The sequence below is a fragment of the Aeromonas sp. genome, from assembly GCF_050252055.1.
Classification (GTDB): Bacteria; Pseudomonadota; Gammaproteobacteria; order Enterobacterales; family Aeromonadaceae; genus Aeromonas; species Aeromonas caviae.
Genome location: NZ_JBFWLQ010000011.1, coordinates 91303 through 111024, shown reverse-complemented (window position 1 = coordinate 111024; position 19722 = coordinate 91303). Strand labels below are relative to the sequence as shown.

The window sequence follows — 19722 nt, the reverse complement described above, 5'->3', positions numbered from 1 at the left end:
CACTTATAAATTCCAATCTCGCAAACGGGCGCGCAGCCTGTGCATGGCCTGACTATGAATCTGGCTCACCCGAGACTCACTCACACTCAATACTTCACCGATCTCGCGCAGATTCAGCTCTTCATCGTAATAAAGGGAGAGCACCAGCGCCTCCCGCTCCGGCAAGCGGGCGATGTGCTCGGCCAGGGCCCCCTGGAAGCGCTCGGCCGCCAGATCGTCGAATCCTCCCTGACCGTTGCCTTCATCGGGATGACCGATGACATCTTCGCTGACGCCCAGATCCTCGATGCCGATGATCTTGCCGCAGGAGACATCCTGCAGCATGGCATGGTACTCCCCGAGGGACACCCCCATATTGGCGGCCACCTCGGTGTCTCTGGCATCCCGGCCATGGGCCTGCTCCACGTTCTCGATCGCTTCTGCGATGGCACGGCTGTTGCGGTGCACCGAGCGGGGCACCCAGTCCCCACGGCGGATCTCGTCGAGCATGGCACCACGGATGCGGATGCCGGCATAGGTTTCAAAGCTGGCGCCCTTGCTGCCGTCAAAGTTGCGGGAAGCTTCGAGCAGCCCAATCATACCTGCCTGGATCAGGTCATCCAGCAAGACACTGCTTGGCAGGCGAGCCAATAAATGCTGGGCAATCCGCTTGACCAGCGGAGCGTGTCGCTCGACCAGCACGTAGGAATCCTGATGACGCAAGTATGCTTGGGCTTTATTCACGGGAGTCTTCCTGTGTTATGACCGGCTTTTGCAACAAGTTTTCCAGGAAAAATTCGAGGTGGCCGCCCGGCTGATTCGGGATGGGCCAGCTCGCCGCCTTGTTCGCCAGGGCACGAAATGCCAGGGCGGCAGGGGATTTTGGAAACGCCTCAACTATCAGTTTCTGCTTGCGCACCGCGGCCCGCAGGTTGGTGTCGTAAGGCACGCAGGCCACCAGCTCCAGGGAGGTATCCAGGAAGCGGTCGGTGACCCGGGTCAGCTTGGCGAACAGCTCCTGCCCCTCGCGCAGGGAGCGGACCATGTTGGCCACCACCTTGAAGCGGAACACACCGTGATCCTTGGAGAGGATCTTGATGAGCGCGTAGGCATCCGTGATGGAGGTGGGTTCATCGCACACCACCACCATGATGTCCTGGGCGGCACGGGTGAAACTCAGCACCATGTCGGAAATCCCCGCCGCCGTGTCCACCAGCAACACGTCCACCTGGGTCTTCATCTCGCTGAAGGCGCGGATGAGCTCGGCATGTTGTACCGGGGAGAGCTCGACCATGGACTGAGTGCCCGAGGTGGCCGGCACTATCATCATGCCGTAGGGCCCCTCGACGATGATGTCGTCTATGGTGCACTCCCCGGCCAGCACATGGGAGAGGTTGCGATGCACCCTCAGCCCCAGCATGACGTCGACGTTGGCCAGACCAAGGTCGGCGTCCAGCACCAACACCCGCTTGCCCTGGGCGGCCATGGCTCCCGCCACGTTCAGGGTCACATTGGTCTTGCCGACGCCCCCCTTGCCTCCGGACACGGCGATCACTTTCACTCGATTGTTTTGACGCATTTTGCGCAGACCACTCGCCTGATCCATATACATGTTACTCATAAAACTCCGAATCTTCGGATTCGCCAAAACCCGATCCCCAGAAATAGGGATCTTCTGCTTCCCGTTCCAGCGACCCCATGGCGGCACCGACCAGCAGCGCCGCGTTGGCAACTTGAATATCTTCCGGCACCCGTTGCCCGTCGGTGATGTAACTGATGGGCAGGGCGTTTTGAATGCACACGTTGATCACTTCACCCAGATTCAGGCTCTCGTCGAGCTTGGTCAGAATGCAGCCAGAGAGCGGAATGCGCCGGAAGTGATCCACCGCCTCCTGCATCACACGTCGCTGGGAGGTGGCCGACATGACCAGATAACTGCGGATGCGCACCTTGGCATTCTTCACCAGGGTGTCGAGCTGTTCGGTCAGGCGGATATCCCGCTGACCCACCCCGGCGGTGTCGATGAGCACCAGCCGGCGATGGCGGAACTGATAGAGGGCACTGGCCAGCTCTTCGGCGTCCCGCACCTGACGCACCGGGCAACCCATGATGCGACCATAGGTCTGTAGCTGTTCGTGGGCCCCGATCCGGTAGTTGTCCGTAGTAATGAGCGCCACCTGCTCGGCGCCATACTTCATGGCAAAGCGGGCCGCCAGCTTGGCGATGGTGGTAGTCTTGCCCACCCCGGTCGGTCCGAGCAGGGCCACCGCCCCCCCCTGACGCAGGATCTCGTCCTCGCTGATCTTGAGCTGGGCCGTCAGCACCTCGGCCAGCTGGGCCATGGCCTGATGGATCGGCATGTCTTCGGGGATGAGGCCCGCCAGCTGATCGGCGAAGGCATCGTCGAACCCCATCTTCTTGAGTTCCTTGATGAGCAGGGCGCGCATGGGTTCGCGGCGCTCCACCTCCTGCCACATCAGGCCGGAGATCTGGTGCTCCAGCAACTTGCGGATACTGGCCATCTCCTTGCGCATCCCCTCCATCTCCTGATCCCGCTGGGCGGACTGAGCCTGGCGCGGGGCAGCGGCAGGACGGGCCTTGGGCTTGGCGGGCTCGGGAGCGGCGCCCCACTGGCCCTGTTCGGCCAGGGTTCTGGGAGCACTGGCCGCGCCCGCCAGTCCGGCGGACTGGGTGCCGGCAGCGCCATTGGCGGGCCAGGAGGCCGAGGCTGGCTGACCGTTGCCCGCTCCGCTGCCAGACCATGATCCCGGGGCGGCATTGCCACCCGCCGGGTTGGCCGGATTGAGCTTCTGCTGGCGTGCCAGCAGGGCCGCCAGGGTATCGGCGTAGTATTCGTTCTGTTCCTTGGGTGGCGCCGACCTCGTCATCTGCTTGCCCGCAGACGAGATATTGACGCTCTCTTCATTCAACTGACGGCGAACCGGCGCGTCTTTGGGCCCCGGTACCTGGGATTGATAATCGACGGCCGCGACTATCTCCACCCCACCGGTGACCTTTTTGTTGGACATGATGACGGCATCGGGTCCGAGAGTCTCCTTGACCTCGGCCAGCGCCGTGCGCATGTCTTTGGCAAAAAACCGCTTAATCTTCACCCGTCATCTCCGCTAACTAGCCCTGTCCCACCGCACTGACGATGCGGATCTGCTTGTCGTCAGGCACTTCCTGATAGGACAGCACGCGTAATCCAGGAATGGCATTCTTGACAAATTTCGCCAGGGTATTGCGCAATATCCCCGATGTCAGAAGCACGGCCGGCTGGCCTTCCAGTTCTTGTCGTTGAGTGGCTTCCACCAGGGAGCGTTGCATCCGCTCCGCCAGTCCCGGTTCGATACCGGCGCCATCTCCCCCACCTGCTTGCAGGGATTGATGCAATATACGTTCCAGTTCTGGTGACAAGGTGATCACCGGCAGCTCGGGCTCGGGGCCGGCAATCTCCTGCACAATCAATCTGCGCAGGGCGATCCGGCAGGCTGCGGTCAGCACTTCCGGGTCCGGGCTGCGGGGCGCATATTCCACGAGGGTCTGCAGGATAGTGCGCATATCGCGAATTGGCACGCCTTCATTGAGCAAATTCTGCAATACCTTCACCAGGTTGCCCATGCTGATCACCTCGGGAACCAGTCCTTCCACCAGCTTGCTCTGATGCTTCCCTATCATGTCGAGCAGTTGTTGCACCTCGTCATGACCCAGCAGCAGCGCCGCATGGTTGGAGAGGATCTGGCTCAGGTGGGTAGCCACCACGGTGGCCGCATCGACCACGGTGTAGCCAAGGGTCTGGGCCTGGGAGACCTGCTCCTTGGCGACCCAGACCGCCTCCAGCCCGAACGCCGGATCCTGGGTAGCGATACCGTGGATCTGGCCGAACACCTGCCCCGGGTTGATGGCCATCTCCTTGTCGTGATAGACGGTGGCTTCCCCCGTGCTCACGCCCATCAGGGTGATGCGGTACTGGTTGGGGGCAAGATCCAGGTTGTCGCGAATGTGGACGGCAGGTACCAGAAAGCCCAGCTCCTGGGAGAGCTTCTTGCGCACCCCCTTGATCCGGTTGAGCAGCTCGCCCCCCTGGTTCTTGTCCACCAGAGGTATCAGCTGATAACCCACCTCCAGGCCGATGATGTCCACCGGCATGACGTCGTCCCAGCTGAGATCCTTCTGCTCCACCGGGGCATCCCCCTGGGCCGGCATGAGTTCTCCGCTCGCCGCCTTCGCCTTGTTCTGCTTCTCGCGGCGCAGCAGCCACCAGGCGCCCGCCGCCGCCACCGCCCCCAGGCTCAGGAAAGCCAGGTGCGGCATGCCGGGTACGCTGCCCATCATCAGCAGGATGCCGGCGGAGATCACCAGCGCCTTGGGATTTTCGAACAGTTGGCCGAGTACCGCTGTCCCCATGTCCTGGTCGGTATTCTGACGGGTAACGATGATGGCCGCGGCAATGGAGAGCAGGAGCGAGGGGATCTGGGCGACCAGACCGTCACCGATGGCGAGCAGGGTATAGACCTGGGCCGCTTCGCCGAAGGTGAGCTGGTGCTGCATCATGCCGATGATGAAGCCGCCGATGATATTGATGAAGAGGATCATGATGCCCGCGATGGCATCCCCCTTCACGAATTTGGAGGCACCGTCCATGGAGCCGTAGAAGTCCGCTTCCTGAGTCACGTCCTGACGGCGCTTCTTGGCCTCTTCCTGGTTGATGAGACCGGCGTTCAGGTCCGCATCGATGGCCATCTGCTTGCCGGGCATGGCGTCAAGGGTGAAGCGGGCGCTCACCTCGGAGATCCGGCCCGCACCCTTGGTGACCACCACGAAGTTGATGATCACCAGGATCATGAAGACGATGATGCCCACGGCATAGTTGCCGCCGATCACCACGTTGCCGAACGCCTCGATCACATGGCCTGCCGCCGCGCTGCCGTTGTGGCCTTCCAGCAACACCACCCGGGTGGAGGCGACGTTGAGGGCGAGCCGCAGCAGAGTGGCGATCAGCAAGACGGTGGGGAAGGCGGCAAATTCCAGGGGGCGGCGGGTATAGACCGCCACCAGCAGCACCACGATGGAGAGGGCGATGTTGAAGGAAAAGAGGATATCCAGCATCAGGGGCGGAATGGGGAGTACCACCATCCCCAGAGAGGCCAATACCAGCAGCGGCGTCCCTACCCCTCTGCTGAGCAGCCACTTGTACTCTTTGAAACGGCCCAGTCCCGCTTTGAATCCCATCGTGCATCTCAATGATAAACTGCCAATAGCGGATTAAAGCAAATATCAAGCCAAGGATTCAATACATTGATTTATATGGTTTTTATTTTAACGCTGTCAGAAGTCCGTCGTTAGCGTCACGGGGAATGGTGACAGGGGGGAAGCTGCCTTCACCAAGCAGGCCAAAGGCCAGCCCAGGCCATGGGGCGAGGCGACGCGCCTCGATAGGGAGATTGCGGCCTTGTTTGCGACACAAGGGAGAGACCGGATGGTGGGGCCATCCCACCGCTTTATTTGCGAAACGCGGGGGCACAAGGGAGAGCACCCGGGATCAGGCTGCCACCACTGCGTTATTTGCGAAACTCGGGGGGAATGGGCAGATCCTTGGCGATGGGGGTCGGGCGCCGGCCGCGGCCACGGCGGAACTTCTTGAGCTGATAGACATAGGCCAGCACCTGGGCGACGGCGGCGAAGAGCCCCTCCGGGATCTCCTGGCCAATCTCGGTGGCGTGGTAAAGGGCCCGGGTGAGCGGCGGGGAGGACATGACGGGGATGTCGTATTCGCGCCCGATCTCCCGGATCTTCATCGCCACCTCGTCGACCCCCTTGGCCAGTACCTTGGGCGCCGCCCCCGGCTTGCCCGCATCGTATTTGAGCGCCACCGAGTAGTGGGTCGGGTTGGTGATGATCACATCGGCCTTGGGGACATCCCCCATCATGCGGCGCATGGCCATCTGCATCTGCAACTGGCGTATCCGCCCCTTGACCTCGGGCTTGCCTTCGCTGTCCTTGAACTCGTCCTTGATCTCCTGCTTGGTCATCTTGAGCTGGCGATTGTGGTTCCAGCTCTGGAACGGCACATCGATGGCGACAATGGGGATCAGGGCGCAGCAGAGGATGATCAGCATCCAGAGCAACAGGTCCAGGGCATCGACGATGCCGCCGGGAAAGCCCTCAAGAGAGAGATTCAGCAGATGGTTGAACTGGCTCGACAGCATCCACCAGGCGAACAGACTAATAAACACCACTTTTGCTATGGATTTGACAAGTTCCACCAGGGATTGCACCCCGAACATCCTTTTGATGCCGCTCAGGGGGCTCAGCTTGCTCCACTTGGGCAGCATGGCCTCGGAGGAGAAGTTCATCCCGCCGAGCAGGGTGTTGCCGACGAAGGCGGCGATGATCACCAGCATGAACAGCAGCCCCAGAGGCTGGATCAGCTCCCCCAGCAGGGCGGGCACCATGGCCCCCATGGCATTGGGGTCGAACGCCTGATCCCGGTCCAGGGTAAAGCCCATGGTGAGCACCTTGATCATGGCCCCTGCCAGACTCTCCTTGATCATCAGGAGGCCGAACACGGTCGCCAGCAGGACGCTGGCGGTACCCAGCTCCTTGGAGCGTGCAATCTGCCCTTTTTCCCGGGCCTGTTGCAGTCGTTTGCCCGTGGGTTGTTCTGTGCGTTCCTGATCGGTATCAGCCATGCTGGCCTCCTGCCGGCATCAGCCGACTGGCGGCCTGCCAGAGTGGCGGCAAAAGGGCCGCAACCGGTGGGGCCTCAGTCATGCTGGCCCCCGAAGCACTGGACGTTGATGAGCTCGCAGCTGGTCTCCTGCACCCGCTCCCAGAGCGCGTCGAAGTGCCCCATGAAGCCACCTATGGTGAGCCAGAGGATGAAGAGCCCCGACATCATGCTGACCGCAAAGCCGATGCTGAAGATGTTGAGCTGGGGGGCCGCACGGGTCATCACCCCGAACGCGAAGTTGATCAGCAGCAGGGCGATGATGGCCGAGAGCGCCATCACCAGAGAAGCCTGATACATGACCCCGAGAAAGCTCACCAGGCTGCGGATGGCAGGCAGGGTGAGCCCGCTGTCAGATACCGGCAGGGTTTCGAAACTCAGCACCACCATGCGCAGCATCAGCAGGTGGCCGTCCACCGCGAGAAACACCAGGGTCGCCAGCATCAGGTAGAACTGGCCCACCACGGGAGCCGACTGGCCGTTCATGGGATCTACCAGGGTGGCAAAGCCCAGGCTGGTCTGCATGGCGATGACCTGACCCGCCATCACGAAGGTCTCCAGCAGGAACTGGGTCATGAGGCCGAGCGCGATGCCGATGAGCAGTTGCTGCCCCAGCACCAGGAAGCTGCCGAGGGAGAAGAGCTCGATCTTCGGCATCGGGGGCAGCAGGGGGGCGATGATGAGGGTGATCGCCAGCGCCAGGCCGATACGGATATGGGCGGGGGCGAGCCGGCTGCCGAAGACCGCCATCACCATCAGGAGACTGCTCACCCGGGCCAGGGGCCAGAGGATGGAGGAGAGCCACTCCATGATGAGCGCCGTGGTGTAGGTCATGACAGCGGCACTCCCGGCAGGGGCAAGCCAACGGGAGGACGCAGGCCCCGGTCTGCCTCGGCCAGAGCGAAAGGGTGGCCCTTGGCTGGCATCAGCCCACCACCTCGGGGATCTGGCTCACCATCAGCTGGAAGAAGTCCATCAGACTCTGCAATCCCCAGTGAGCACCCGCTCCCAGGGCCAGCAGGGTGACCACCAGACGGGGCAGGAAGCTCAAGGTCTGTTCGTTGATGGAGGTGGCGGCCTGGAAGATGGCGACCACCAACCCCACCATCAGGCTCGGCAGGATCACGGCGCACACCATGATGGTCACCAGCCAAAGCGCCTCGCGAAAGACGTCGACGAAGGTTTCAGGACTCATTGCTCGCTCCTTTTGATGGGTTTGCCCAGGGCCGCATCCTCCTGGCCTCCTCCTTCGAAAGAAAGAGAGGCCTCTTCGCTTCCTCCCCGAGTGAAGGGGAGAGCCGGGGGGAGGGTCTGCCCTCCCCTAACCACCCGAGCCCAGCCCGAAGCTGGTGGCCAGGGAACCCAGAATGAGGTTCCAGCCATCCACCATGACGAACAGCATCAGCTTGAACGGCAGGGAGACCAGCATGGGGGAGAGCATCATCATCCCCATGGCCATCAAAATACTGGCGACCACCAGATCGATGACCAGGAAGGGCAGAAACAGCATGAAGCCTATCTGGAAGGCGGTCTTGAGCTCGCTGGTGACAAAGGCCGGGATCAGCACCCGTAGCGGCACGTCCGCAGGCTCTGCCACCTGCACGTTCGCTATCTCCATGAAAGTATTGAGATCCTTGACCCGGGTCTGGGCCAGCATGAACTGGTGAATGGGCAGCTCCGCCTTCTCCAGGGCCTCCTTGGCCCCGATGGTCTCGGCCAGATAGGGCTGCAGCGCCTCGTTGTTGATGCGATCCAGCACCGGCGACATGATGAAAAACGACATGAAGAGGGCGATGCCGATCAGCACCTGGTTGGAGGGGCTCTGCTGCAGACCGATGGCCTGGCGCAGGATGCCGAGCACCACGATGATCCGGGTGAAGGAGGTCATCATGATCACCATGGCCGGCAGGAAGGAGAGCGCGGTCATCAGCGCCAGCACCTGCAGGGTCAGGCTGTACTCCTGACTGCCATCCGCCATGGTCTTGACGGTGAGTGCCGACATGCCGTCCTGGGCCATCGCCAGGGGCGAGAGCATCAGGGAGAGCAGTGCCAGCCACCGGGTCCAGTTAACGTTTTTCATGCTTGCCCATCAGTTTGCCCAGTTGCTCGGAGAACGCCTGAGGCTGGCTCTCGTCCAGCGGCTCCTCCAGGCGATAGAGGAAGTTGACCTGCTGCGGCGTCACCCCGACCAGCAGTTGCTGGCCGCCCACCTTGACCACCATCAGCTTCTCCTTGTAGCCAAGGGGCAGGGTGGCGATGACCTTCATCTGGCCCCCTCCCATCACCTGGGAAAGCTTGCTCTTCTTGAGCAGGAAGCCGAGCACCAGGATGAGGCCGATCACCATCAGGCTGGAGAGCAGCCAGGAGGTGAGGCTGGGGGGATTCGCCCCTACCCCCGGATTGGCCAGGGCAGGCAGGGAAAACAGCCACAACGGGAGCACACGGATCATTTGAGCTTCTTGATCCTTTCGATTTGGCTGATGACGTCGGTAAGGCGGATACCGAACTTGTCGTTCACCACCACCACCTCGCCGTGGGCGATCAGGGTGCCGTTGACCAGCACGTCCAGGGGTTCACCCGCCACCCGATCCAGCTCCACCACCGAGCCCTGGTTCAGTTGCAGCAGGTTGCGAATGCTGATCTGGCTGCGGCCCACTTCCATGGCGATGGTCACCGGGATGTCCAGAATGGTGTCCAGCTTGCGCCGCTCTTCGGCGCTGATGGGGGCTTCGTCCTTCAACTCCTCCAGGGGGGCAGGCTTGGCTTCGGCCGTGACCTGCTCCTCCAGTGCGGCCGCCCAGGCGTCAGCCATCAAATCCTGCTCGTCATCGGTTCCGCTCATCTTCAATTCCTCAGTGTTGCAACACCTCCCCGGGGGGAGGATCAATCAGGGTGTTTGTCAGAGATGCTTCGCTCGAGCTCTTCCAGCTCGGCTTCGCCATCAATGCGCACGCCCCCGCGGGTCACCAGATGCATCTCTGTCTTGACCCCGTCAGGGCGCTTGATTTTGTCGGTGATCTTGAGCGCCACGTTCTCCTTGGTGCGCCCCATCTTGGCGTGGAAGGTGGGCAGATCCTCCACAAAGACCAGCAGGTTCTCCGGCATCTCCACCGGGATGATGTCCCCGGGTCTGAGCTCCATCAGCTCACGCAAGGAGAGCTCGGTCTCCAGCAGCTTGGCCTTGAGCTCCACCTTGACGTCCATGATCTCGTCGCGCAGGGCCTTGCTCCAGCGCACGTCGGTATCCCCCTTGTCGCTCTGCACCCCCGCATCCAGCAGTTCGCGGATGGGTTCCAGCATGGAGTAGGGCATGGCCACGTGGAAGTCACCGCCACCGCCGTCCAGCTCGATGTGGAAGGAGCTCACCACGATCACCTCGGTGGGGCTGACGATGTTCGCCATGGCCGGGTTCACTTCGGAGTCGAGGTATTCAAAGCCCACGTCCATCACCGGCGCCCAGGCATCCTTGTAGTCCTCGAACACCAGCTTGAGCAGCATCTGGATGATGCGCCGCTCGGTGGGGGTGAATTCCCGCCCCTCGATCTTGGCGTGGTAGCGGCCATCACCGCCAAAGAAGTTCTCCACCAGGATGAAGACGAGCCGCGCCTCCATGGTGATCAACGCCGTCCCCTTGAGGGGGCGGAAACGCACCATGTTCAGGCTGGTGGGCACAAACAGGGTATGAACATATTCGCCGAACTTGAGCATCTGCACGCCGTTGATGGAGACCTCGGCGGTGCGTCGCATCATGTTGAACAGGCTGATGCGCATGTGGCGGGCAAACCGTTCGTTCACCAGCTCCAGGGTCGGCATGCGGCCGCGGACGATGCGGTCCTGGGAGGAGAAGTCGAACTGGGCGATACCGGGATCCCCGGCAGCTCCCAGCTCCTCCTCCTCGACATCGTCGACGCCGTGCAGCAGGGCATCAATCTCGTCCTGACTTAACAGATCGCTCACGCTTCACCTTTCATTGCATGACAAAGCCGGTAAACAGCACTTGTTCGATTACGGGAGAAGAGACCAGGTCGTTCAGCACCCGGCGGCACTCTTCCAGCGAATCCTGACGCAGCTTCTCCTTGCCCTCGAAGGTCATCAGCTGTTCGGCGGTCGCCGAGCTGAAGACCCGCAGCAAGGTGCCTTCGATCAGGGGAATGTTCTGTTTGGCCAGGGTTTCGTCGGCGGTGCCGCGCACCATCAGCTGGATCTTGATCTGCACCAGCCGATCCCGCTGGCCTCCCGCCACGTTGAACACGAAGGGACGGGGCATGCCCACATAGAGCGAGGGCTGGGGCGTGTTCGCCTCCGGCTTGGCCTCGCTCTTTTCGGCGGCGGGCTCATCCCCACCGGCGAGCATGAACCAGGCGCCGGCGCCGCCCCCGCCAAGGAGCACGACGGCCAGGGCGACTATCATGATCAGCTTCTTTTTCTTGCCTGCCGCCGGATCCTTCAGCGTCAGTTCGTTATCGTCTGCCATCCCTTGTCCACCCTAGTCTCAAACTTGTTCGGTATCATAAACTTACTTAAGAATGCATCAAGCATAGAAATCGATTCCGGCATCGTTTGCCGATTCCACCAGCAGCGTGAGGTTGCGAGCGCTCCCCTCGGCCTCTCTGCCATCGCTGCCACCGCCATTTCCCCCCTGTCGCCCCTGGTCACCGAAACCGGACTGACCCTGGGAGGATGACTGCCCCTGCTGCTGGAAGGCTTGCTGCTGCGCCTGCTGCTGTACCACGGTCTGGCCGAGCTGGATCCCCTGCCCTGCCAGCATGTCGCGCAGGCGCGGCATGGCCTGCTCCAGCATCTCACGGGTCTGGCCATGCTGCACCACGAAGTGCACGCTGGCCTGGCTGGAGGCATCCATCTGGATTTGGATCTTCATCTTGCCAAGCCCCAGGGGGTCTAGCTGGATCTCCGCCTGTTGCAGCTTGTCCGCCAGCATCAGGTTCACCTTGTGGTGCAGCTGCTCGGGGGCCTCAGGGGTCGCCAGCTTGAGGTGGGGCAGGCTCTGAGGCTCTCGTCTGACGGTCGCCTCGGCCAGCGGTCTGTTCTCGCCGACCTGGCTCTGGGCCTGATGCAAAGGCTGGCTCCCCTCGGCGGGTTCACTGCCATTGACCTCCATCCTCGACTGTTTGCCCAGCTCATCGAGCCGGGACTTGTCCACCGCGGGCTTCACCGACACGGCCGCGCCGGCCACCACCACGGGGGCGCTCTCCATCTGGTCCAGGCCCGCCGAGAGGGCAGTCAGGGGGGCCTGTGCCCCCTGGGATTCATGACGAGCCAGGATCTGCGGCGCCACCTGCACGGGGGCCGGGTCCTCCGTCGTCACGGGCTGGCTGCTCCCTGCATTCACCGCAGGCTCGGCCCCTGCACGGGCTCCCTGCCCGCTCGCGGCCTCAGCCTGTCTGGCCTCACCGGCGACAGGGGCGTCCTTCTCTGCCCCGGCCGCCGTCGCGGGCGGAGCGGACTCCGGTGTGGCCGCAGGGGCAGGCCCCTGCGCCACCGTCCGGATCACGCCATCGCCATAGGCGCTGGCGGCACGGGAAGCGGTTGCCCCCTGTCCGGCCGACGCCAGGGGATCGGTCACCTGTGCCTCTTGCGATGAGTCAGCCCGGGTGACATTGGGAGCCTGGGCGTTTTCTCCTGCCACCACTTTGGCGAGCAGGGCGGCACGCTCCTGACCCGAGAGAGGGGGCTCGACCCCCTTGGCATCCGGCTCAGCTCCCTTGCCTGCCATGGGCTGGCGGGTCGCTCCGCCCTGGTCGGCCACGGCAGTGTCATCGGCCAAGGCGGGCTCTTCGGCCCCCAGCGGCAGAGCACCCTGACCGCTCGGCACGGCGCTGGCGCCTTGGGCCGCACCGGGGATGGCTTTCGTTTTGTTCCCTTCCTGCTGACGCTCTGGCGTCATCTGCGGCAGGGAGGCGCTCCCCTCTGCCGCCTCCACGCTCTCTGCCATCCCCACGTCCTTCGCCATTCCCACCCCCTCTGCCATCCCAGGCGCTGCGGCGCCAGGCGGCAAGGGGTTGCCGTCCACAGGCACCGCCGCCTCACCGGCCATGGCGGGCGATGTCGGGGGCACCACCAGGCTCACATCCTGGCGCAGGGAGGCTTGCAACTGTTGCAGGAAGTCGTCGGGAGGCTGCTCGCCCTCGTCGTCCGCCCCCTTCGAGGAAGACGCGGACTCGGTGGCGGGCTCGTCAGACGCCAAAGATTTGGCAGCCGGGGCAAGCCCCTCCCGGGCGCCCTCGGCGGGGCCCTGGAGCGGTGGGTTGCCCTGACTGGCTGGCGCCTTGCCCATCAGCTGGGCCATGGCCATGGCTTGCGAGAAGGCGGCCTTGCCCTCGCCTGACGGCTGCACGCCCCCTTCGCCCCCAATGGTGGGAGCCAGCAGGGTGGCGCTGCCATCGGCAGAAGGCGCCTGGGGGAGAGAGCTAATCAAGGGGGTCTGTATCATGCTGGGATCCCTGACGACGATTCGGTGACGGCCGCACGTGCGGTCATGGCTTGGCCCATCGGCCTCGCATGACCGGAAGAAAGCAAATTACAGGCCAGATTGGTGATAACGACGCAGGATGGCGTAGTCATCCAGCATCTTCTGCTCCTGGCGCTGGGCCTTCTGGCGCACCTTGTCCGCCTTCTTCTCCAGCAGCAGCTCGACCGCCTTGCGCCGCTGCTGGGCTTCGAGCCACTGGGTGCGGCACTCGGCCAGCGCCTCGCGCACCTGCAACACCCCTTGGTACTGCTGGGTCGCCGCGTTTTCGAGCTTGTTGATGAAGGCGTGATACTGGCTGTTCTGCTGGGGGCTGATCCCCTGCAGACCGCGCTCCGTCCACTGCTGGTGGTAGATCTGACGGTACTGGTTGAGGGCGTTTTGCTGATCCATGAACAGCTTGAGATCCTGCTGGGCCTTGGCCAGCGCCATGGCGGCCTGCTGTTCGGCCTCCTCCAGCCGACTCGCCAGCAACGTCAATCCTTTACTCATAAGGGCTCTCCACCGGTCAACGCATCAGGGGCATGGCCACCAGTTGCAGGGATTGCAGGCCTTCATCGTAGTGAATGACCTCGCGCATTTTCTGCTGCAAGAACTGATCCAGATAGGGTTTCTGGATGATGGCCCGGTCGATGCGCGGATCCGATCCCTGGCTGTAGGCGCCGATAGTGATGAGATCCCGGTTCTGCTGGTAGAGGGAGTAGAACTGCTTGAAGGTGCGCGCCAGCTCCATGTGCTCCGGTGAGGTCACCATGGGCATGACCCGGCTGATGGATTTTTCGATGTCGATGGCCGGATAGTGGCCCGCATCCGCCAGCTCCCGCGCCAGCACGATGTGGCCATCGAGGATGGCCCGGGCCGCGTCGGCGATGGGATCCTGCAGATCGTCCCCCTCCGTCAGCACGGTGAAAAAGGCGGTGATGGAGCCCTGGCCGTCGCTGCCGTTGCCGGCCCGCTCCACCAGCGCCGGCAATTTGGCAAACACCGAGGGGGGATAGCCCTTGGTGGCCGGCGGCTCCCCCACCGCCAGTGCAATTTCCCGCTGTGCCTGGGCGTAGCGGGTGAGGGAGTCCATCAGCAGCAGCACGTTGAGCCCCTGCTCGCGGAAATACTCGGCGATGGCGAGCGCCGTCTCGCACCCCTTGAGGCGCATCAGCGGCGAGGCATCGGCAGGGGCGGCCACCACCACGGCGCGCTCGCGCCCCTCGGCGCCGAGGATCTCCTCGATGAACTCCTTCACCTCCCGGCCCCGCTCGCCGATGAGGCCTACCACGACGACATCCGCCACCGAGCCCCGGGTCATCATGCCAAGCAGCACGGATTTGCCGACACCGGAGCCGGCGAACAGCCCCATTCGCTGACCCCGGCCCACGGTGAGCACGGCATTGATGGCCCGTACCCCCACGTCCATGGGTTGATGGATGGGGCGACGGGCCAGGGGATTGATGCGGTGCTGGGCGAACTGCACCGTCTGGGACGAGAGGATGGGGCCGAGCCCGTCCAGGGGCTGGCCGATGCCATCGATGACCCGGCCAAGCAGACTCATGCCCACCGGAATGCCGTGATCTTCGGTGACGGGCACCACCCGGGCGCCGGGAATAACCCCCTTGAGCTGCTCGCTCGGCATCAAGAACAGGCGATCCCCGGCAAACCCCACCACCTCGGCCTCCAGGGCCCCATCCTGGGTATCGATGCGGCACAGGGAGCCGATGGCGGCGCGGCAGCCAATGGCTTCCAGGGTCAACCCCACCACCCGGGTGAGCTTGCCCGCCACCGGCGGTATGGGGGCCTGCTCGCGAACCCGGTAGCCTTTAAGCCGATCAAGAAGGGGTGCCGTCATGTCGCCTCCGACGATGAGTGCCTGATGATGCCGTCAGCAGGACGCTGCACGACGGGTTCGAACCGGGCCATGGCTCAGCTCGCGTTGTCACGCAGGAAATTGCGCAGCAGTTGATCGATGCGCCCGGAGAGGGTGAGATCGATGCTGGAAAGCTCGGTGGCCAGTTGCAGATCGCCGGGGGAGAAGGTGGGCTCGCTTTGCAGCCGCCAGTGGCGCCTCGCGCACTCCTCGGCGCCAAAGGCGGCCTCTACCCGGATCACATCCTCCGGGTGCAGCATCAGGGTGACCCCCTGCTCGGCGGCAGGGAGCAGGGCCAACCCCTGCTTGAGGGCCTCCAGCAGCAGCGTGGGGGAGGTTTGCGCCTCATGGCGGATGAGGGCGCGGGCGAGCTGTTGCACCAGGGCGATGAGCTGCTGCTCCACCGCCTCGTCCATCTCGCCAAGGGGAGTGGCCAGACGTGAGACCAGGGCTTGCCAGCGGGCTATCTCCAGCTCCACCTGCTCCCGTCCCATGGCGAGGCCCTCTTCCCTGCCCTGCTCCAGCCCGGCCTGGTGGCCCTGCTGCAAGCCTTCGAGCTTGCCCTCTTCCAGCCCCTTGGCAAAACCGGCCTCGCGCCCATCGCGCATCCCCTCTTCCCAGGCGGCCTGACGAATCGCCTCCACCTCTTCGGCGGTGATGCTGGGGGCGGGTTCTTCGGGTTGTTCTTCCGGCAGGGCCGCATCGGCCTGCTCCTGACGATACCAGTCAGGAGCCAGCCCCAGGGCATTGGTTTCGACCTCGGCTTCGGTCTCCATCTCTGGCCAGCCCCAGGTCTCAATCTGCGCCGTGTCGGACTCGGGCCTCAGATAGCCGCGCAGTTTGCTGTTCTTGTCATTCATGTGCCGAAGAGACTCCTATCGAGGGCCGGGTACAGGGGCCGACATCATCGCACATTCCATGGCCCATGACTTAGAGGAACTCTTCGCCACCACCCGCCCCCAGCATGATCTCGCCCGCATCCGCCAGGCGGCGCGCGGTAGAGAGGATCTCCTTCTGGGCGGCCTCCACCTCGGAGACCCGGATCGGCCCCATGGCCTCGAGGTCGTCCGCCAGCATCTCGGCGGCCCGCTTGGACATGTTCTTGAATACTTTTTCCCGCATCTGGTCGTCAGACCCCTTGAGGGCCCGTTGCAGCAGATCCCCGGGCACTTCCCGCAACAGGGTCTGGATGCCCCGATCGTCCACGTCGATGAGGTTTTCGAACACGAACATCAGATCCTGGATCTGCTGGCTCATCTCCTCGTCCGACTCGCGGATGGAGTCCATCAGCTGCCCTTCGATGTTGGTATCCAGGTAGTTCATGATGTTGGCCGCCGCCTTCAGGCCGCCCATCTTGGCCGCCTGGGCACCGGCCGCACCGGCGAACTGTTTCTCCATGATGTCGTTGAGCTCCTGCAGCGCCGCCGGTTGTACCTCTTCGAGGTTCGCGATGCGCATCACCAGATCCAGGCGCACCTGCTCCGGGAACTGGCTCAGGATCTCGGCGGACTGCTCCGGCTCCAGATAGGAGAGGACGATGGTCTGGATCTGCGGGTGCTCATTCTGGATGATGCTGGCCACCTGGCGGGCATCCATCCACTTGAGGGAGTCGAGGCCACGGGCGCCTGAGCCCAGGATGATCTGATCCACCAGGTTGCTGGCCTTGTCCTCCCCGAGCGCCGCCACCAGAGCCTTGCGCACGAAGTCTTCACTGCCGATGCCGATATTGGTGTACTTCTGGATGTCGTCGATAAATTGACGATGCACCGCCGCCACCCGATCGTGGCTGAAATCCGACATGGAGGCCATGGACATGCCGAGCCGCTGCACCTGCTTGGGCTCGAGGTGGCGGAAGATCTGGGCCGCGTCCTCCTCGTTGAGGCTCAGCATCAGCACCGCCGCCATCTCCATGCCGCCCATCTGATCCAGGATCAGGCGCTGGCTTTCGGTGATGTCGTTGCCGGTGACCTGGCTTTTATTCTCTTCAGGCATCTTTGGTTACCCATTCTTTGATGACCTGGGCGGCCAGGTCAGGTTCGTTCGCTACCAGGGCGCGCACGGCCTTGAGCAGATCCTCGTCACGGTGCAGGTCAGGCAGCTTGAGCTGACCATCCCGCAGACCGAATACTGGTTCGGCCTCGGCCTGGGCGGCCAGCAGGCTCAGTTCGTCGTCGCCACCCAGCACGGTGTGGTTGTCGAAGTCCAGCTCCCCTTCCGGCTTGGCGTCCGGGTAGAGCAGGCGCTTGAGCATGGGCCGCACCACGGTGACGATGAGCACTATGATGACCAGCACGGAGGCGGCGATGCGCACCGCGCGCCAGAACCAGGGCTGCTCGTAGAGAGGAATGTCGGCAACGGTCTCGAGTTCCGGGCGGTTGAACGGAATGGCGACCACCTCCAGGGTATCCCCCCGGGTCACGTCAAAACCCAGACCGCCGCTCAGCAGACGGCGCAGGGTATCGAGTTCGGCCTGGCTGCGGGCTTCCCGGGTCACGGCACCGTCGGCGCCGGGGATGGCCTTGTAATCCACCGCCACCGACACCGTCATGCGGCGAATGCCGCCCTGCTGGCGCCGGATGTGGCTGACGGTGGTGTCCAGTTCGAAGTTGCGGGTCGCTTCCTTGCGGGAACGGCCGGAAGAGGCGGTTCCTTCCCCGCCGGCAGCCTGCTCGGGAATGTTGGACGCGGCGGGCGGCTGGTTGGAGAGGGCGCCGGGCACCCCGCCGTTGCTGCCGCTGGCGCTGTTCTCTTCCATGGTCATTTCGGAGCGCACCGCCGGCAGGTCCGGGTTGTAGGTCTTGCGGGTCTGTTCCTGCTGGGAGAAGTCGAGGGAGAGATCCACCTCCGCCGTATAGTTGTCGGCCCCCAGCACCGGGATCAGGATGGCGTCAATTTTTTGTTTGTATTCGAGCTCCTGCTTCTGCTGCATCGCAAACTCCTTGCGGGTCTGGGCAGAGAGGGGATCCTGGGAGCCGGAGTTGAGCAGGCGACCGTTCTGGTCGGTCACGGTGACGCGGGTCGGCTCCAGACCGTGAACGGCGGAGGCGACCATGTCGACGATGGAGTCCACCTCACCCTGGCCCAGGGCGTTGCCCTTGAGGCTCAGGACCACGGTGGCGCTGGGCTTGCGTTCGTTGCGGGCGAACACGTTGTCTTTCGGGATGGCCAGCAGCACCTGGGCCTTGGCGACGTTCTGGAACTGCTCAATGGCGCTCGCCAGCTGGCGCTCGCGGCTCAGTTTCAGGCGCTCGCTCTCCATGCGCTGGCTGACGCCGAAGCTGGAGTCCTTGAGCAGGATGGCTTCGCCGTCGTTGCTGGCGTCGCTGTTGTTGGCCAGACCGGCGCGGGTCAGGCGCAACCGGATGTCCGCATAGTTTTCGGCACTGACCAGCACGCTCTTGCCATCCACCTGATAGGGGATCTTCTGCTGATCCAGGTAATCCAGGGTGGAGACCAGCTCCTGGGTGGTGAAGGTGCCGAGGGGACGCATCTCCGGCTCCTTGCCCCACAAGAGGATGAAGACAGCGATGGCCAGACAGATGGTCAGCCCCAGGATCAGGGTGATCTGGCGCAACACATCGGTGTTGGACAGGAAGCCCAGCGCCGAGCTCTTCTGCTCGTGCTCGTCGAGGGCGGCCGCCCCCTCGTTGTTGATCAGCAGATCGCCGTTTTGATCAGTTGCCACGGTTTATGTCCTTGTTGCTGACATCTTCATGATGCTCGGTCGCCATGGGCCCGAGTTACACCGGCATGTTCATGATGGTCTTGTAGGCATCGACCATCTTGTTGCGCACCTGCACCGTCGCCTCGAAGGCGATGGAGGATTTCTGGCCGGCGATCATCACCTGGGAGAGATCCACCGACTTGTCGCCGAGATCGAAGCGGGTACGCAGATCGTTGGCGGTGCCCTGCAACTCGTTGACGTTGTCCAGGGCCTGTTGCAGCATCTGGCCGAAATCCGAGCTGACCGGACGACCGGGCTGGGTCAACGGCGTGGCACCGGCTTCCACCTTGAGGGCCTGCATCTCTTGCATCAGGCTGCTTGCGCTAATTTCCATCTTCCCTTCCCAGACAAATCATTGACACTGACTGGCTTGAAGCAATAAAGGTGCCAACCAGAGCGAGATCTCGAGATCAGGGATAAAAGCGGGGCGCGATCAGGCCGGCGGGCACCGGCCATCCGGGGATCAGGCCGCAGAGCCGGGGGGATCGCCCAGCAACAGCCGCAGGTAACTCAGGTGCAGATCGTAGTGCTCGCCTGCAGGCAGCTTGGCCAGCACCTCGTCGCGCAGGTAGCGGGCCTTCTCCCCCGCCTGCTCGGGGGCCACCAGCCCCACGCTCACCAGCCTGGCGATGATGGCATGGGAAAGCGCCAGGCAGGCCTCGTCGGCCTCCCCCCAACCGAAGGATGTCCCCTGATCACTCTGTGTCAGGCATGGCTCGAGCGGTGCTACCAGATCCCCCCAGACCCAGAACGCGGCCGGGATCCCCTCCTGCAGGCGCAGATAGATGCTCTGCTTGTCCCACTCCCGGCGGTGGGCAGCCATCCGCTCCTGTTCGGCCTCATGGGTCATCTTGCTCTCCTTGTCGCTGGACTCTGTGCGGCGCCCATGAAAAAGAGGGCCCAAGGCCCTCTTTTTACTGCAAGTCCCGACAATTAAACAGAGT

Annotated in this window: 20 protein-coding genes; all 20 read right to left on the bottom strand. The window is 63.3% G+C overall.

What is annotated here, in order from left to right:
• Nucleotides 1-3: 3 nt before the first annotated feature.
• The 20 genes from AB7E19_RS18010 to AB7E19_RS17915 all read right to left on the bottom strand — a co-directional run bounded on the left by AB7E19_RS18010 (nt 4) and on the right by AB7E19_RS17915 (nt 19628).
• Nucleotides 4-723 carry an RNA polymerase sigma factor FliA gene (locus AB7E19_RS18010; protein ID WP_029314170.1) on the bottom strand — a complete coding sequence of 240 codons (720 nt, stop codon included), beginning with the start codon at nt 721-723 and terminating at the stop codon, nt 4-6.
• Nucleotides 716-1591, bottom strand: coding sequence for a MinD/ParA family protein (locus tag AB7E19_RS18005; RefSeq protein ID WP_041212631.1), 876 nt, complete (start codon nt 1589-1591; stop codon nt 716-718). Before AB7E19_RS18005 ends, AB7E19_RS18010 begins: the two co-directional genes overlap by 8 nt.
• 1 nt (nt 1592) lies before the next feature.
• On the bottom strand, nt 1593-3092 hold the full coding sequence (gene flhF, locus AB7E19_RS18000; RefSeq protein ID WP_201956072.1) for a flagellar biosynthesis protein FlhF: 1500 nt from the start codon (nt 3090-3092) through the stop codon (nt 1593-1595).
• Between the two features lie 16 nt (nt 3093-3108).
• Entirely contained in the window at nt 3109-5211 is a 2103-nt protein-coding gene (gene flhA / locus AB7E19_RS17995; protein WP_010673930.1) for a flagellar biosynthesis protein FlhA, read from the bottom strand.
• Between the two features lie 329 nt (nt 5212-5540).
• Nucleotides 5541-6671: a flagellar biosynthesis protein FlhB gene (gene flhB / locus AB7E19_RS17990; RefSeq protein WP_041212629.1), complete on the bottom strand. Its 1131-nt coding sequence runs from the start codon at nt 6669-6671 to the stop codon at nt 5541-5543.
• 74 nt (nt 6672-6745) lie between these two features.
• Nucleotides 6746-7543: a flagellar biosynthetic protein FliR gene (gene fliR, locus AB7E19_RS17985; RefSeq protein ID WP_010673928.1), complete on the bottom strand. Its 798-nt coding sequence runs from the start codon at nt 7541-7543 to the stop codon at nt 6746-6748.
• Between the two features lie 91 nt (nt 7544-7634).
• Nucleotides 7635-7904: a flagellar biosynthesis protein FliQ gene (gene fliQ, locus AB7E19_RS17980; protein WP_010673927.1), complete on the bottom strand. Its 270-nt coding sequence runs from the start codon at nt 7902-7904 to the stop codon at nt 7635-7637.
• Between the two features lie 126 nt (nt 7905-8030).
• Nucleotides 8031-8789: a flagellar type III secretion system pore protein FliP gene (gene fliP, locus AB7E19_RS17975; RefSeq protein ID WP_183148780.1), complete on the bottom strand. Its 759-nt coding sequence runs from the start codon at nt 8787-8789 to the stop codon at nt 8031-8033.
• Complete coding sequence (fliO, locus tag AB7E19_RS17970; RefSeq protein WP_010673925.1) at nt 8776-9159, bottom strand: flagellar biosynthetic protein FliO; 384 nt, start codon at nt 9157-9159, stop codon at nt 8776-8778. The genes fliP and fliO overlap by 14 nt, the downstream gene beginning before the upstream one ends.
• Nucleotides 9156-9551 carry a flagellar motor switch protein FliN gene (gene fliN, locus AB7E19_RS17965; RefSeq protein ID WP_010673924.1) on the bottom strand — a complete coding sequence of 132 codons (396 nt, stop codon included), beginning with the start codon at nt 9549-9551 and terminating at the stop codon, nt 9156-9158. Before fliN ends, fliO begins: the two co-directional genes overlap by 4 nt.
• A 41-nt stretch (nt 9552-9592) precedes the next feature.
• A complete protein-coding gene (gene fliM / locus AB7E19_RS17960; protein WP_010673923.1) occupies nt 9593-10666 on the bottom strand; it encodes a flagellar motor switch protein FliM in 1074 nt (357 codons plus the stop codon).
• A 10-nt stretch (nt 10667-10676) separates the two neighbouring features.
• Complete coding sequence (gene fliL, locus AB7E19_RS17955) at nt 10677-11183, bottom strand: flagellar basal body-associated protein FliL (protein ID WP_010673922.1); 507 nt, start codon at nt 11181-11183, stop codon at nt 10677-10679.
• A 57-nt stretch (nt 11184-11240) separates the two neighbouring features.
• On the bottom strand, nt 11241-13160 hold the full coding sequence (locus AB7E19_RS17950) for a flagellar hook-length control protein FliK (protein WP_427936121.1): 1920 nt from the start codon (nt 13158-13160) through the stop codon (nt 11241-11243).
• Nucleotides 13161-13247: 87 nt separating this feature from the next.
• Entirely contained in the window at nt 13248-13688 is a 441-nt protein-coding gene (gene fliJ, locus AB7E19_RS17945) for a flagellar export protein FliJ (RefSeq protein WP_039039911.1), read from the bottom strand.
• Nucleotides 13689-13704: 16 nt separating this feature from the next.
• Nucleotides 13705-15036, bottom strand: coding sequence for a flagellar protein export ATPase FliI (gene fliI, locus AB7E19_RS17940; protein ID WP_029314163.1), 1332 nt, complete (start codon nt 15034-15036; stop codon nt 13705-13707).
• Nucleotides 15037-15110: 74 nt separating this feature from the next.
• Entirely contained in the window at nt 15111-15914 is an 804-nt protein-coding gene (gene fliH, locus AB7E19_RS17935; RefSeq protein WP_139736710.1) for a flagellar assembly protein FliH, read from the bottom strand.
• Between the two features lie 70 nt (nt 15915-15984).
• Nucleotides 15985-17046, bottom strand: a complete 1062-nt coding sequence (gene fliG, locus AB7E19_RS17930) for a flagellar motor switch protein FliG (RefSeq protein ID WP_010673917.1) — start codon at nt 17044-17046, stop codon at nt 15985-15987.
• Nucleotides 17039-18739, bottom strand: a complete 1701-nt coding sequence (fliF, locus tag AB7E19_RS17925) for a flagellar basal-body MS-ring/collar protein FliF (protein ID WP_041212623.1) — start codon at nt 18737-18739, stop codon at nt 17039-17041. The genes fliG and fliF overlap by 8 nt, the downstream gene beginning before the upstream one ends.
• Before the next feature lie 55 nt (nt 18740-18794).
• A complete protein-coding gene (fliE, locus tag AB7E19_RS17920) occupies nt 18795-19112 on the bottom strand; it encodes a flagellar hook-basal body complex protein FliE (RefSeq protein ID WP_029314161.1) in 318 nt (105 codons plus the stop codon).
• A gap of 129 nt (nt 19113-19241) precedes the next feature.
• Entirely contained in the window at nt 19242-19628 is a 387-nt protein-coding gene (locus AB7E19_RS17915) for a hypothetical protein (RefSeq protein ID WP_048207225.1), read from the bottom strand.
• Nucleotides 19629-19722 lie beyond the last annotated feature (94 nt).